We start from the raw sequence: 14383 nt of genomic DNA, 5'->3' as shown, positions 1-14383 counted from the left end.
GCGTAAATCAAGAGCGGGGCCCGGCTGATCCTTGAAAAGAGGAGCGAAATCAAGCGGAAGAATCCGCTTCACTCTTCTTTTTGCCTTCCGAATGGACGATGATCGGCGGCGTGGCCTTGTCGATCACATCCGCGCTGACGATCACTTCGGCGACATCATCGGAGGTCGGGATATCGAACATCGGATCCATGAGCACGGTTTCGAGAATGGCCCGCAAGCCGCGCGCGCCGGTCTTTCGCTCGATCGCCTTCTTGGCGATGGATTCGAGCGCATCCGGCCTGAATTCAAGCGTCACGTCATTCATGGCAAAGAGAGACTGATATTGCTTGGTCAGCGCGTTCCGCGGCTCCGTGAGAATGCGGATCAGGGCCTCTTCATCAAGATCTTCAAGCGTTGCCAGCACCGGCAGTCGGCCGACAAATTCAGGGATGAGACCGAACTTGATCAGATCCTCAGGTTCGACATCCGCCAGCATCTGGCCGGTGGTCATATCGTCATCGGCCTTCACATCCGCCCCGAAACCTATGCCGGAGCCCTTGTTCCGGCCGGCAATCAGCTTTTCAAGCCCGGCAAAGGCACCACCGCAGATAAACAGGATATTGGTGGTATCGACTTGCAGGAACTCCTGCTGGGGATGCTTGCGTCCGCCCTGGGGCGGCACCGATGCAACCGTGCCTTCCATGATCTTCAGAAGCGCCTGCTGCACCCCTTCGCCTGAAACATCACGGGTGATGGAAGGGTTGTCGGATTTGCGCGAGATCTTGTCCACCTCATCGATATAGACGATCCCCCGCTGGGCGCGCTCGACGTTGTAATCCGCCGCCTGCAGGAGCTTTAGGATGATATTCTCCACATCCTCCCCGACATATCCGGCTTCGGTGAGCGTGGTCGCATCAGCCATGGTGAACGGCACATCGAGGATCCGCGCCAGCGTCTGCGCCAGCAGGGTCTTGCCGCATCCCGTCGGGCCGATCAGCATGATATTGGATTTGGAAATCTCCACATCACCCGGCTTGCCGGCATGGGCCAGTCGCTTGTAATGGTTGTGGACCGCGACCGAAAGAACCTTCTTGGCGCGTGGCTGGCCAATCACGTATTCATCGAGAAAATCACATATTTCACGCGGCGTCGGCACGCCATCTGAAGATTTGTTCAGGGATGCCTTATGCTCTTCCTTGATGATATCCATGCAGAGTTCCACGCATTCATCGCAGATGAACACCGTCGGCCCGGCAATGAGTTTTTTGACCTCATGCTGGCTTTTGCCGCAGAACGAGCAGAAAAGTGTATTTTTTGAATCAGATGTATCGCCGATGTTTGACATGTCGAACTCCTACAGCGCCATATTAGACAGGGATGGTCCGTCAGCACAAACAAAAATTGCCATGGTTTCGGATAAAGCCGGTAACGCGTCGATGATCAGCTTTCATCCTTCGGCTTCGGGCGCTTGTCCACCACTTCGTCGATAAGCCCCAGTTTGAGCGCTTCTTCAGGTGCCATGAACGTATCACGATCCATGATCTTTTCGATATCCTTCAGGGTCTTGCCCGTATGCTTGACATAGATACCGTTGAGCCTTTCTCGCAGATTAAGGATCTCCCTTGCATGGATTTCGATATCCGATGCCTGCCCGGAAAACCCGCCCGAAGGCTGGTGCGTCATGATCCGGGAATGGGGCAGGCTGTAGCGCTTGCCCGCAGCCCCGGCGGTCAGCAAAAGCGATCCCATGGAAGCGGCCTGCCCGATGCAGACGGTGGAAACATCGGGGCGGATATATTCCATCGTATCGTAGATGGCGAGCCCCGAGGTCACGACCCCGCCCGGCGAATTGATATACATCGAAATATCCTGTTTCGGATTCTCCGATTCAAGGAACAGAAGCTGGGCGCACACAACCGAGGAGACGGCATCGTCAATCGGGCCGACGATGAAGATGATCCGCTCTTTCAGCAGACGCGAGTATATATCGAATGCGCGCTCGCCTCGGCTGGTCTGTTCCACCACCATCGGCACCAGGGCTGAGGCTGTTTCCGCCATGCGGGAGAAATCGGTCATCGGGTCATCCTTCATCTAATCATGTGGCTGAAAAGCGCCTGCCGCTTTCCAGCATTATTTTTTCTTCGCCGCCTTCTTGGCCGCCGCCTTTTTGGCGCTTCCATCCTTGCCGGCAGCTTTCTTGGATGCGGCCTTTTTCGCCCCCGCCTTTTCTTCTGATGCCTTTGCCGGGGCCTTTTTCGCCGCCTTCTTGGCTGTCTTCTTGGCCGCTTCCCTTTCGTCGTCGTCGTCGGAACGGTAAAGTTCCTCTACCGAGATCACATGTTCATTGACCGTCGCCATTTCAAGAATGTAGTCGACAACTTTATCTTCAAAAATGGGCCCGGCCAGTTGCTGAGCTGCCTGCGGGTTCTGCTGGAAATATTCCAGCACTTCCTTTTCCTGCCCGCGATAGCGCTGGGCTTCGGCGAAGATGGCGCGTTTCTTCTCCTCATCAGTGACCTGAAGATTGTTGAGCCGGCCGATTTCGGTCAGCACCATGCCAAGGCGGACACGGCGACGGGCGATGCTGTCCGCATCTGCCTTCTCTTCATCCGAAAGATGCTCATCCGCCGCGTGATCATGGTCGTGATCGTGATCGTGATCATGATCGTGGTCATGGTCCTGCTGCCCCATCACCCGGCAGATGCTTTCATATTCCTGCATAACGAGGGTTGGCGGCACGTCAAATTCCCCGGCAACCTCATCGAGCGCGTCGAGCACCGAGGTCTTGACCTTGGCACGGATCGCGGTCTGATGCTGGCGATTGATCTGGTCACGCACCGCAGCTTTCAGGGCCTCGAGATTATCCATGCCGAGGCTTGCGGCAAATTCATCATCGATCTTGACTTCACCCGGCTCACGCAGCTCATGGATGGTGACCTCGAAGATGCTCTGCTTGCCGGCAAGGTGATTTGCCGGGTAGTCTTCGGGGAAGCTCACCGGTACATCCACGGTTGTCCCCGGCTTGGCGCCGATCAGCCCGTCTTCAAACCCCGGAATAAAGGTATTTGACCCGATCCCGAGGCTATGACCTTCGGCTGAACCGCCTTCAAAAGCCTCGCCATCGATACGGCCGATGAAATCGATCACCACCGTGTCACCGGATTTGACGGCCCGCGGCTTTGCAACAGGAATGGTGGGCTTGTTTTCTTCGGCAATTCGCGCCACCGCTTCATCGACTTCGGCTTCATCGACCTCGACAGCAGGCTTGCTGATGGAAAGCCCTGAAAGATCAACCGGCTCGATTTCAGGCATCACTTCAAGCGAGATGGAGGCCTTGAGATCACCGCCATCTTCATAGGTCTCGACATTCATGTTCGGGTTTGTCGCAACCCGGAGGTTGTTGTCATTGATGATCGAGCGTGTCGCTTCATCCAGCGCACCCTGCAGCACTTCACCGAGCACCTGTTTGCCATAGCGTGTCTTGACAACACTGGCCGGCACTTTACCGGGTCTGAAGCCGGGCATCTTGACTTCCGTTGCAAGGCTGGCGATCCGGGCATCAACGCGCTCATTGATCTGGGCGGCGGTAAGAGTGATGCTGTATTCGCGCTTCAGGCCTTCCGAGTTTGTCTGGGTAACATCCATGATGACGTCCTGTCTTTAGCATAAATTCAGTGGGGCGAGTGACCGGATTTGAACCGGCGGCCTCCAGAGCCACAATCTGGCGCTCTAACCAACTGAGCTACACCCGCCACGGGATAGAAAGGTCCTATACAAATGCCAATTCGGCGTCAACCCATACTTCATCAAACTGGCTTCATTTCGCCTGTCTTTTCTGGACAAGCAATATCACCTGTGCCTATTGTTGAAAAAACATCCTGCGGAGACAACCATGGCTTCCATCACCGAACGCGCCTCATGCCTTGGCACCGAAACTGCTTTCACCGTCTTGCAGCGGGCAGCACAACTCACGGCCGCCGGGCGGGATATCATCAATCTGGGCATCGGCCAGCCTGATTTTCCCACGCCTGCACATATCGTGGATGCCGGGATAAAGGCCCTCAAGGATGGCCATCACGGCTACACGCCTTCCGGCGGCGTCTTGCCCCTGAAAGAAGCCGTCGCGGCAGATCTCCATCGCCGTCATGGGGTTGAGATTTCACCTGAACATGTACAGATCCTCCCCGGTGGCAAGGTGATCATCTTCTTTTCCGCCATGCTTCTGGGGGAACCGGGGCGTGAGATCATCTATCCTGATCCCGGTTTTCCCATCTATCAGTCGGCGATCGCCTTCAGCGGGGCAACACCCCGCCCCTACCCGCTTAGAGAAGATCTCAATTTCGCCTTTTCCGCGGATGACGTTTTGGAACGCATCACGGAGAAAACATCGCTCATCATCGTCAACTCGCCGGCCAATCCCACCGGCGGCGTTACCCCGCGTGAAGAGATTGAAAAACTGGTCCGCGGGCTTGAGCGGCACCCGCAGGTGGCCATCATGTCCGATGAGATTTACGACCAGCTTGTCTTTTCCGGTCATACCATGACAAGTCTGCTGGATTTTCCTGAAATCCGCGACCGGCTCATCATCCTCAATGGCTGGTCCAAAACCTACGCCATGACGGGCTGGCGTCTCGGCTACGCCGTCTGGCCTTCATCGATGGTTGAAGCCGCCGACCGGCTTGCGGTCAATATCCATTCTTGCGTCAATGCCGCCGCCCAGCAGGCGGCGCTGGCCGCACTTACCGGCCCGCAGGACTGTATTGAAGAGATGCGGCAGGCCTTTGAACGTCGAGCCGCGCTGATCAGCCAGGGGCTCAATACCCTTCCCGGTATCACCTGCCAGACACCCGCCGGGGCATTTTACGCCTTCCCGAATATCACCGGCACCGGGATATCATCCCAGTCCCTCCAGTCATCCCTGCTTGAGGAGGCGGGCGTCGCGCTCGTAAGCGGCACGAGTTTCGGCGATATGGGGGAAGGCTTTATCCGGTTTTCCTGCGCCAATTCCGATGCGGCGATTACGACTGCCCTTGAACGGATTGAGCGCTGGCTTGCTGAAAATCTCGCCTGATCTCGCCTGACCTCACCACCCCCCATATCCCCTGCCTTTATTTTCATCATTGCTGATTAAATATTAGGCAATAATTATCTTCCTCGATGCGGGCCTGAACATTTCCCCGAATTTCATCTGCAAAACCAGCATGTTGCATGTATTTTTTCTCTGGAACAAAAGTTGCTTATTCTACTGTGTAATCCTTTGAGGAGATGTTGCCATGAAAAAACTTGAAGCCATCATCAAGCCCTTCAAGCTTGATGAAGTCAAAGAAGCCCTTCATGAAGTCGGGATCCAGGGCATCACCATCACCGAGGCAAAAGGATTTGGGCGTCAGAAAGGCCATACGGAACTTTATCGCGGGGCCGAATATGTCGTTGATTTCCTGCCCAAGGTCAAGATCGAAGTGATTATCAAGGATGATCTGGTGGAAGCTTCGGTTGATGCCATTCTTGGTGCGGCTGCCACCGGCCGGATCGGTGATGGCAAGATTTTCATTTCCCCCATCGAAGATGTCATCCGCATTCGCACAGGTGAACGCGGGTCGGATGCCATCTGATAACCTACAATAACCCCTAAATAGGAGCTTGCTCATGTCTGATGCAAAAAACATTTTGAAAATGATCAAGGAAAACGAGATCACCTATGTTGACCTCCGCTTCACTGATCCTCGTGGTAAGATGCAGCACGTTACCCAGCACATCGACACGATCGACGAGGAAAGCCTGACCGAAGGTTTCATGTTCGACGGCTCGTCCATTGCCGGCTGGAAGGCGATTAACGAGTCGGATATGACGCTGATACCTGATCTTTCCCGCGCGTATATCGACCCGTTCTTCACCCACCCGACGCTGGCGATTTTCTGCGACGTGCATGAGCCCTCAACCGGTGAGCCCTATTCGCGTGACCCGCGCTCCACCGCCAAGGCAGCGCTTGCACATATGGCATCGGTAGGCATTGCCGACACCGCCTTCTTCGGCCCTGAAGCTGAATTCTTCATCTTTGAAGACGTCAAGATCGACGTCTCCATGCACCGCGCCATGTATGCGCTGGACAGCGTTGAAGGCCCGTATAACTCGGCCCGTGAATACGAAGAAGGCAACCTCGGCCATCGCCCGGGTGTCAAAGGCGGTTACTTCCCTGTGCCGCCGGTGGATAGCGGCCAGGATATCCGTTCCGAAATGCTCAGTGTCATGGCTGAAATGGGCGTGCCGGTTGAAAAGCACCACCACGAAGTTGCCCCGTCCCAGCATGAGCTTGGGATGAAGTTCGGCACCCTCATCGAAACCGCCGACAACCTGCAGCTCTACAAATATGCGGTCCACAATGTCGCCAACGCGTATGGTGTTTCGGCAACCTTCATGCCCAAGCCGATTTCCGGCGATAACGGCTCCGGGATGCACGTTCACCAGTCGCTCTGGATGGATGGCAAGCCTCTCTTTGCCGGCAACGGCTATGCCGATCTTTCGGAAACCGCCCTGCATTATATCGGCGGCGTGATCAAGCATGCCAAGGCACTGAATGCTTTCACCAACCCGAGCACGAACTCCTACAAGCGTCTGATCCCAGGTTATGAAGCTCCGGTTCTGCTGGCGTATTCGTCACGCAACCGTTCCGCTTCCTGCCGGATTCCGTTCGTGAACAACCCCAAGGGCAAGCGCGTTGAAGTCCGTTTCCCGGATGCCACCGCAAACCCGTATCTTGCCTTCTCGGCCCTCCTGATGGCTGGTCTTGACGGTATCCGGAACAAGATCAACCCGGGCGATGCGATGGACAAGGATCTTTATGATCTGCCGCCGGAAGAGCTGAAAGATATCCCGACCGTCTGCGCATCCCTGCGTGAGGCGCTCGACAGCCTTGATGCGGATCGTGAATTCCTGACCCAGGGTGATGTCTTCACCAACGATCAGATCGATGCCTATATCGAGCTGAAGATGGAAGAAGTCGTTGCGTTCGAGCACACCCCGCACCCGATCGAATTCCAGATGTATTATTCATCGTAAACACACCTCATCTTTCAGGAAAGGCGGTCTTCGGGCCGCCTTTTTTGTTGCCGCAACTCCACAACCTCTTGTATTCATGCTTGCTCTTGCGTCAAGATGATGTAGAAATTGGGGGAGTTTTTAGAGGTAATACCCATGGCTGATCTCTTTAATACCGCCACCGCCGCTGAATACAACGCGGCTGAAATCGAAGTTCTCGAAGGGCTTGAGCCTGTCCGGCGTCGTCCCGGCATGTATATCGGCGGTACCGACACCCGCGCCCTGCATCACATGGCAGCAGAGATTCTCGATAATTCCATGGATGAGACCGTCGCCGGCCATGCCAGCCGCATCGATGTGTCGCTCAACGAGGATGGCAGCCTGACCATCGGCGATAATGGCCGCGGCATCCCGACGGATCCGCACCCGAAATTCCCGAAGAAATCAGCCCTTGAAGTCATCATGACGACCCTGCATGCCGGCGGCAAGTTCGAAGGCAAGGCCTACACCACCTCAGGCGGCCTGCATGGTGTCGGGGCCTCGGTGGTCAACGCGCTCTCCGAACAGATGGTGGTGGATGTGGCCCGGAACAGGACTCTTTACCGGCAGGAGTTTTCAAGGGGGGTGGCGGTCACAAAACTCGAAGAGGTTGGCGCTGTACCCAACCGCCGCGGCACGGAAGTCACCTTTCTTCCCGATGCGGAGATTTTCGGCGCCAACTGGGCATTCCGTCCGTCGACGCTGTTCCGGATGGTCAAATCGAAAGCCTATCTTTTTGCCGGCGTTGAAATCCGCTGGAAATGCGCCGCGAAATGGCTCGAAGATGCCGGCGATACACCTGCCGAAGCCGTGATCAAATACCCCGGCGGGCTCACCGATTACCTCAATGATGTAACGAGGGACCGGGCGCTCATTACCGCAAGCCCCTTTGCCGATATGGTGGAGCTCAAGGGGGAGAAAGTCGAATTTGCCATCACCTGGCTTGGCCCGGGTGAGGATGGTTTCGTCCAGTCCTATTGCAACACCGTCCCGACGCCGGATGGCGGCACCCATGAAACAGGTCTCCGGCAGGCGCTAACCCGCGGCATGCGCAGCTATGGTGAGATTGCGAGCAACAGGAAAGCCGCCGACCTGACCGCCGATGACGTCATGGCGGGCACCGGCGCCGTTCTCAGCGTCTTTGTTCGTGAGCCGCATTTTCAGGGCCAGACAAAAGACCGGCTTGTCAGTCAGGATGCCACCAGACTGGTGGAAACCAGCCTCAGGGACAGGTTCGAAACCTGGCTTTCGAGCGATCCGGAACGGGCGGGTTTTCTCCTTGATGCGGCGATTGAGCGGATGGAAGAACGCAAACGCCGCAAGCGGGACAAGGATGTGGCGCGTAAAACCGCAACCCGCAAGCTTCGCCTGCCCGGAAAACTTGCCGACTGCTCTTCGACCGACGCCATTGAAACCGAACTATTTCTGGTTGAGGGCGACAGCGCCGGGGGGTCAGCCAAACAGGCCCGGGACCGCCGCACCCAGGCCGTGCTGCCGCTTCGGGGCAAGATCCTCAATGTCGCCTCTGCCAGCGACGATAAACTGATGCAGAACCAGGAATTATCCGATCTCGCGCTGGCGCTCGGGGTGCAGGCAGGCAAGAACTTCAATCTCGAATCCCTGCGCTATGGCCGCATCATCATCATGACCGATGCCGATGTCGATGGCGCCCATATCGCCGCCCTGCTCATGACCTATTTCTATCAGCAGATGCCGGGGTTGATCGAAAGCGGCCGCCTTTTCATCGCCCAGCCTCCCCTTTACCGGCTGGCCCAGGGCGGGACCGTTCTCTATGCCCTTGATGATGCGCATAAGGACGAACTGATTGAACGTGAATTCAAGGGACGCGGCAAGATCGATATCAGCCGCTTCAAGGGACTTGGGGAAATGCCCCCGGCCCAGCTCAAGGAAACCACCATGAACATGGCTACCCGCCGACTGCTGCAGGTCAACCTGCCGAAACGTGACGCCGAAGGGGCCGATGATCGCCGCCGCGTCGATGGGCTGGTCAATACCCTGATGGGGCGCAAGCCGGAATTGCGTTTTGCCTATATCCGGGATCACGCCGCCGAGGTGCTGGCGGAACTCGATATCTGAACGCCTTCACTAAAGCCCGGACAGAAACTTCTCAACTTCGAGATTGACCGCCGCCGGTGCTTCGAGCGGCGGCAGATGGCCGCTGCCTTCAATCTCGACATAGGTGCTGCCTGCCATCGCATCGGCCATCGCCCGGACCTGATCCGGCGGGGTCAGCAGATCAAGGCTTCCGACAAGGAAGAGCCCGGGCATGGAGAGACCTGAAAGGGTGCTGAACTGCTCGCGCCGGGTCATGATCGCCTTCTGTTGCAGGATAAAATTATCGCGGCCGATCTCTGCCGCCATTTCAGTCACCGCGTCAGTGATCCGTGCATCATTGAGGTGCTGCTCGGCGATGAATTTCGGCATCAGCACCGATGTCACGCCCTTGAACCGGCCGATATTGCTCATGGCGATAAGTTTCTGCCGCTCTTCACGTTTCGCCTCGGTATCGGCTGTGGCGTTGCTGTCCATGATGATGAGCGCAGAGAGACGTTCAGGCGCCAGCCGCGCTATTTCGAGCGTGATATATCCCCCCATGGAAAGCCCGATGGGGATGATCGGGCCATCGGTTTCATCGATGACGCGTTCCGCCATGGCCGTGATCGTGTCAAGGCCTGTCGTATCGGTATGATGGACGGGGTACCTGCCGGCAAGATGGTCTTCAAGGCTGGCGTAAAGCTTCCTGGTGAGCAGAAGACCGGGGGAAAGAATAAGAGTTGCCACGTCGTTCATGCAGAATGCCGGTCAAGAGGATGAATATCGCGCCCCGCCATGCCATATCGGTTGACGCGGGGCATGCAATTCTGTATGTCTCATTTTGTTTTGCGGCGCAACACATAAAGGCGCCGGTCCATTCGCACAGAAATCGGATGATATTTTGACTTTCCATGATCTTGGTTTAAGCGACAAGCTGCTCGATGCCATAGCTTCCATTGGCTATGAAACCCCCACCCCTATCCAGCAGAAATCCATTCCGGTTGTGTTGATGGGACGTGACGTTCTGGGTTCTGCCCAGACCGGAACAGGGAAAACCGCGTCGTTCACGCTGCCCATGATCGACATTCTCGATTCAGGCCGGGCCAGAGCCCGCCTGCCACGCTCGCTGATCCTCACCCCGACCCGGGAACTCGCCGCCCAGGTGGCGGAATCCTTCAAGGCATTTTCCAAAAACCAGAATCTCTCCATGGCCTTGCTGATTGGCGGCATCAGCTTTGCCGAACAGGAAACCGCCCTTGATAAAGGGGTGGATGTGCTCATCGCAACCCCGGGCCGCCTCCTGGACCATGTTGAACGTGGCAAGGTCATGCTCACCGATGTCAAGATTCTCGTCATCGACGAAGCTGACCGGATGCTTGATATGGGCTTCATTCCGGATGTTGAGCGGATCACCTCCCTGTTGCCGAAAATCCGGCAGACTCTCTTTTATTCCGCCACGCTTGATGAAACCATGCACGGGATTGCATCCAAATTCGTGATGAACCCGAAGATCATTGAAATCGCGCCACCTGCCTCGACCGCCGATACGGTGGAGCAGTTCGTCACCCATACCGGCACCAGGATGAAGCGCGAAACCCTGCGCCAGCTGCTCAATCAGGAAGACGTTTCAAATGCCGTTATCTTCTGCAATCGCAAACGTGATATCAGCACCCTGAAATCGTCGCTTGAACGTCATGGCTTCAACGTGCTGGCGCTCCATGGCGACATGACCCAATCTGCCCGCAACGATGCGCTTGCGAGGTTCAAGGAAGGCTCGGTTCCTCTTCTTGTGGCCAGTGACGTTGCCGCCCGCGGCATCGATATCGTCGGGCTTTCCCATGTCTTCAATTTCGACGTGCCGATGAATGCCGAAGATTATGTTCATCGCATCGGGCGCACCGGCCGGGCCGGGCGATCGGGGCGGGCCTTCACCCTTGTCGCCACCGAAGATGACCGGCATTATCTCGCCGCCATCGAAAAACTGATCGGCAAATCCATCAACGTATTGGCCACCGATGCCTGCTCCACTGGCAAATCCGATCCCGCTGGCAGGAATACTTCCCGTCCCGCCAGATCCTCTATTGAGAAAAAAGCCGCCAAACGCCCCCAGAAAACCTTCAAGGGCGAACGGCCGATGCCGCCCGATTGCAGCGGCGACAGTTTCCGTGATTCCGATCACGTCCCGGCATTCTTGACTTCATAAAATTATTTTAACTCAGTGCTTTACTTATCACTTCTGATAAATCACTTGAAAGACTTGCGCTGGTTTTGATACGGGTCAGCGCCCCTTTCATCAGCGATTGCCGCTCTTCATCGTAGCGTGAAAATCTGGTCAGCGGCAGGACCATGCGGGCGGCGATCTGGGGATTCCTGTTGTCGATCTTGGCGATATGCTTGGCGAGGAACATATACCCCGTGCCATCGGCGGCATGGAAGTTGCGCGGGTTGGATGAGGCAAATACCGACAAAACCGAGCGCAGCTTGTTGGGATTGGTGGCATCGAAAGCCTGATGTTTCATCAACTGGGTGCAGTATTCCGGGGTTGAGATCATGGGCGCCGAACTTTCAAGCATGAACCATTTTTCCATCACCAGCGCATTGCCGGTCCAGCGCTCGCCAAAATCACGGACAGCATCCGCGCGCTGCGTGCTGTCTCCCTGATTGAGCGCATGAAGCGCGGCTTCGGAGAGAGTCATGTTCGGGGAGGTGGAAAGCTCTCTTGCCGCATCAGCAATGCCGTCGTAATCAGCCAGCACCGCAAGGCCGAGGATTCGGGCCGCCAGCGCGCGTTCCTTGGCATCGAGTTTGTCGGGCGCGGCCAGATATCCATCCAGAACCGGACCGATGACACCACTGAGCGCCGCGCCGATCTTTTTGGCAACCTGGCGCCGCGCTTTCCAGATCAGGATCGGATCAGGCCGATCAACGGCAGATTCGAGGATCGCCTGCGATGGCAGGGAAAGCATCTGGGCTTTTTCCGCGCCATCGAGGCGGCCATCCTTGAGCACGGCGGCAAGACCGTCGCAGAGATTTCCGATGAGGATTGATGTTCCCGCATCGGACGGCGCATCCATCATGGCCCGCACCGCATCACTCATCAGGGTCTGGCCGGCATCCCAGCGGCCGAAGGAATCGCTGTCCCCCGAAAGAAGCGTGATCCGGTCACGGGTATTGAGATCCGTTTCGATCCGCACCGGGGCCGAAAATCCCCGAAAATACGATGGCACCGCGTCCACCGGCACATCTGAAAGCGTAATGCTTTTCTCAAATGTATCGAGGATGACGGTATCATCCATGATCGCGCCCCCCTGCTCGATCATCTTGAGCGGCAGATCCCTGCCTTCAGGCGTGACCAGCCCCAGACGGATGGGGATCACCAGAGGCTTGCGCGGTGTTTTCGCGGCGGTATCGGGCAGGATCTGCTGGAAGGTCAGCGTCAGGCTCCGGCTTTTTTCATCAAAATGCCGCGCGATCGAGATCACCGGCGTTCCGGCCTGACTGTACCAGTTGCGAAACTGGCTGAGATCTGTGCCGCTCTTGTCTTCCATCGCCGTGATGAAATCCTCGCAGGTTGCGGCGGTGCCGTCATGACGCTCGATATAGAGGCGGATTCCCTTCATGAAAATATCGGCCCCGAGCATCACGCTTAACATGCGGATGACTTCGGCACCTTTCTCATAGACCGTCGGGGTGTAGAAATTATTGATCTCGGTATATTCTTCAGGCCGGATCGGGTGGGCCGTCGGCCCGCTGTCTTCGGGAAACTGGATGGAACGCAAGAGCGCGACGTCATCGGCTCGCTTCACCCCCCGCGAATGCATATCAGCGGTGAATTCCTGATCACGAAAGACGGTCAGCCCTTCCTTCAGGGTCAGCTGAAACCAGTCACGGCAGGTGATCCGGTTGCCGGTCCAGTTATGGAAATATTCATGGGCAACGATACCTTCGACGCGTTCAAGATCGGCATCGCTGGCGGTTTCCGGATCCGCAAGGATGAACTTGGAATTGAAGATATTGAGCCCCTTGTTTTCCATTGCCCCCATGTTGAAATGGCTCACCGCCACGATCATGAAGATATCGAGATCATAGGAAAGCCCGTAGACATCCTCATCCCAGCGCATCGATCGCTTGAGGCTGTCCATGGCATGAGCGGTGCGGCCGACATTGCCATGTTCGACATAGATCCTGAGGTCAACCTTCCGTCCGTCGCGCGTGGTGTAGTGATCCTCGACATGCTCAAGATCCCCCGCAACCATGGCAAAAAGATAACTCGGCTTCGGGAAAGGATCATGCCAGACCGCGTAATGACGCCCCCCTTCGATCTCGCCTTCCTCGATCAGATTGCCGTTGGAAAGGAGAACCGGCAGGCTCTTGTCCGCCTCGATCCGTGTGGTATATACCCCCATCACGTCGGGCCGGTCCGGATGCCAGGTGATATGACGGAACCCTTCGGGCTCGCACTGGGTGCAGAACATGTCACCGGATTGATAGAGCCCCTCAAGCGCCGTGTTTTCCGAAGGATTAATGGTGCTGATGGTTTCGACCAGCGCCTCACCGCCCGTGGGAATGCTGATCTCGCCCGAGGCCGGATCAAGGCCGGATTTATCGATCATCTCCCCATCGACATGGACCTGTTCAAGCGTGAGCCCCGGGCCGCCTTTCAGCACAAGGGGCGCATCGCCTCCATCAAGACGGCGGACCGACAGGCGCGAGGTCACCACCGCCCGGTCTTCATAAAGGGCAATCACAAGATCCACCTTGTCCACCGCATGGGATGGCGGCGCATAGGCATCACGCCGAACAGGGGCCGCAGCCAGGGAATCTCGCATCAATCAGTTCCCGCTGCTGCTGTCACGATTGGTGGTATAGGCTTCAAAGCAATGATCATTGCAATAGGGTTTGCCGACAACCACATCCTCACCGCAGAATTTGAAAGCGGTGGATTTGGGGTCACCGATAGGCCAGCTGCATTTGCTGCGGGACCAGGAAATCTTCCTGAGCGCGAGTTTGAGCGGCAGATTATCCACTTCCGCATCCTGCAATTCGACCGCAGGCGCGACCTTGACCTGGGGCTTTGATACCGATTTGGTGGAGATGGGGGACTGGCGCTTCGGCAGCCCGAGGCGGTAGACCTTCCCGGCAATGGCGTTCCTTGACACATCAAGCTCTTCGCCGATCTGGGAGATGGAAAGCCCCTTTTCCCAGAGCTGACGGAGTTTGTTTAGCCGGTCTTCTGTCCAGACGGGTGTATCTGCCATAATATAAATCCTCTTCC

At 56.6% G+C, this 14383-nt stretch carries 11 protein-coding genes and 1 tRNA gene; 5 read left to right on the top strand and 7 right to left on the bottom strand.

What is annotated here, in order from left to right:
- Positions 1-49: 49 nt before the first annotated feature.
- The 4 genes from clpX to AB8880_05300 form a co-directional block, all read right to left on the bottom strand.
- Positions 50-1324, bottom strand: coding sequence for an ATP-dependent Clp protease ATP-binding subunit ClpX (clpX, locus tag AB8880_05315; protein ID XDZ66811.1), 1275 nt, complete (start codon positions 1322-1324; stop codon positions 50-52).
- Between the two features lie 95 nt (positions 1325-1419).
- Positions 1420-2037 carry an ATP-dependent Clp protease proteolytic subunit gene (locus AB8880_05310; protein XDZ67025.1) on the bottom strand — a complete coding sequence of 206 codons (618 nt, stop codon included), beginning with the start codon at positions 2035-2037 and terminating at the stop codon, positions 1420-1422.
- A gap of 72 nt (positions 2038-2109) precedes the next feature.
- Positions 2110-3624: a trigger factor gene (gene tig, locus AB8880_05305; GenBank protein ID XDZ66810.1), complete on the bottom strand. Its 1515-nt coding sequence runs from the start codon at positions 3622-3624 to the stop codon at positions 2110-2112.
- A 30-nt stretch (positions 3625-3654) separates the two neighbouring features.
- Positions 3655-3731, bottom strand: a tRNA-His gene (locus AB8880_05300).
- Positions 3732-3871: 140 nt separating this feature from the next.
- Between AB8880_05300 and AB8880_05295 the strand changes: the two genes are divergently transcribed.
- The 4 genes from AB8880_05295 (at position 3872) to parE (ending at position 9150) form a co-directional block, all read left to right on the top strand.
- Positions 3872-5050, top strand: a complete 1179-nt coding sequence (locus AB8880_05295) for a pyridoxal phosphate-dependent aminotransferase (protein ID XDZ66809.1) — start codon at positions 3872-3874, stop codon at positions 5048-5050.
- Between the two features lie 202 nt (positions 5051-5252).
- Entirely contained in the window at positions 5253-5591 is a 339-nt protein-coding gene (locus AB8880_05290) for a P-II family nitrogen regulator (GenBank protein ID XDZ66808.1), read from the top strand.
- A 34-nt stretch (positions 5592-5625) separates the two neighbouring features.
- Positions 5626-7035, top strand: coding sequence for a type I glutamate--ammonia ligase (gene glnA, locus AB8880_05285; protein ID XDZ66807.1), 1410 nt, complete (start codon positions 5626-5628; stop codon positions 7033-7035).
- A gap of 135 nt (positions 7036-7170) precedes the next feature.
- Entirely contained in the window at positions 7171-9150 is a 1980-nt protein-coding gene (gene parE, locus AB8880_05280; protein XDZ66806.1) for a DNA topoisomerase IV subunit B, read from the top strand.
- Between the two features lie 9 nt (positions 9151-9159).
- Here parE and AB8880_05275 read toward each other — a convergent pair whose 3' ends face one another.
- Positions 9160-9864, bottom strand: a complete 705-nt coding sequence (locus AB8880_05275) for an alpha/beta fold hydrolase (protein XDZ66805.1) — start codon at positions 9862-9864, stop codon at positions 9160-9162.
- A gap of 145 nt (positions 9865-10009) precedes the next feature.
- Between AB8880_05275 and AB8880_05270 the strand changes: the two genes are divergently transcribed.
- Positions 10010-11311, top strand: coding sequence for a DEAD/DEAH box helicase (locus AB8880_05270; GenBank protein ID XDZ66804.1), 1302 nt, complete (start codon positions 10010-10012; stop codon positions 11309-11311).
- Positions 11312-11318: 7 nt separating this feature from the next.
- On the opposite strand, the gene pepN is transcribed toward AB8880_05270, so the two are convergent.
- Both pepN and AB8880_05260 read right to left on the bottom strand, forming a co-directional pair.
- Complete coding sequence (gene pepN / locus AB8880_05265) at positions 11319-13937, bottom strand: aminopeptidase N (protein ID XDZ66803.1); 2619 nt, start codon at positions 13935-13937, stop codon at positions 11319-11321.
- A gap of 3 nt (positions 13938-13940) precedes the next feature.
- Complete coding sequence (locus AB8880_05260; GenBank protein XDZ66802.1) at positions 13941-14366, bottom strand: GcrA family cell cycle regulator; 426 nt, start codon at positions 14364-14366, stop codon at positions 13941-13943.
- Between the last annotated feature and the right edge of the window lie 17 nt (positions 14367-14383).

This window comes from Alphaproteobacteria bacterium LSUCC0684 (genome assembly GCA_041228335.1).
Classification (GTDB): domain Bacteria; phylum Pseudomonadota; class Alphaproteobacteria; order Puniceispirillales; family UBA1172.
The sequence above is the reverse complement of the archived record's forward strand: the minus strand, read 5'-3'. Positions and strand labels throughout refer to the sequence as shown.

Coding starts and splice junctions, on each gene's coding strand:
- AB8880_05275 (XDZ66805.1), bottom strand. CDS start 9,864: ATGAACGACGTGGCAACTCTTATTCTTTCCCCCGGTCTTCTGCTCACC.
- tig (XDZ66810.1), bottom strand. CDS start 3,624: ATGGATGTTACCCAGACAAACTCGGAAGGCCTGAAGCGCGAATACAGC.
- AB8880_05290 (XDZ66808.1), top strand. CDS start 5,253: ATGAAAAAACTTGAAGCCATCATCAAGCCCTTCAAGCTTGATGAAGTC.
- glnA (XDZ66807.1), top strand. CDS start 5,626: ATGTCTGATGCAAAAAACATTTTGAAAATGATCAAGGAAAACGAGATC.
- clpX (XDZ66811.1), bottom strand. CDS start 1,324: ATGTCAAACATCGGCGATACATCTGATTCAAAAAATACACTTTTCTGC.
- AB8880_05295 (XDZ66809.1), top strand. CDS start 3,872: ATGGCTTCCATCACCGAACGCGCCTCATGCCTTGGCACCGAAACTGCT.
- AB8880_05260 (XDZ66802.1), bottom strand. CDS start 14,366: ATGGCAGATACACCCGTCTGGACAGAAGACCGGCTAAACAAACTCCGT.
- parE (XDZ66806.1), top strand. CDS start 7,171: ATGGCTGATCTCTTTAATACCGCCACCGCCGCTGAATACAACGCGGCT.
- AB8880_05310 (XDZ67025.1), bottom strand. CDS start 2,037: ATGGCGGAAACAGCCTCAGCCCTGGTGCCGATGGTGGTGGAACAGACC.
- pepN (XDZ66803.1), bottom strand. CDS start 13,937: ATGCGAGATTCCCTGGCTGCGGCCCCTGTTCGGCGTGATGCCTATGCG.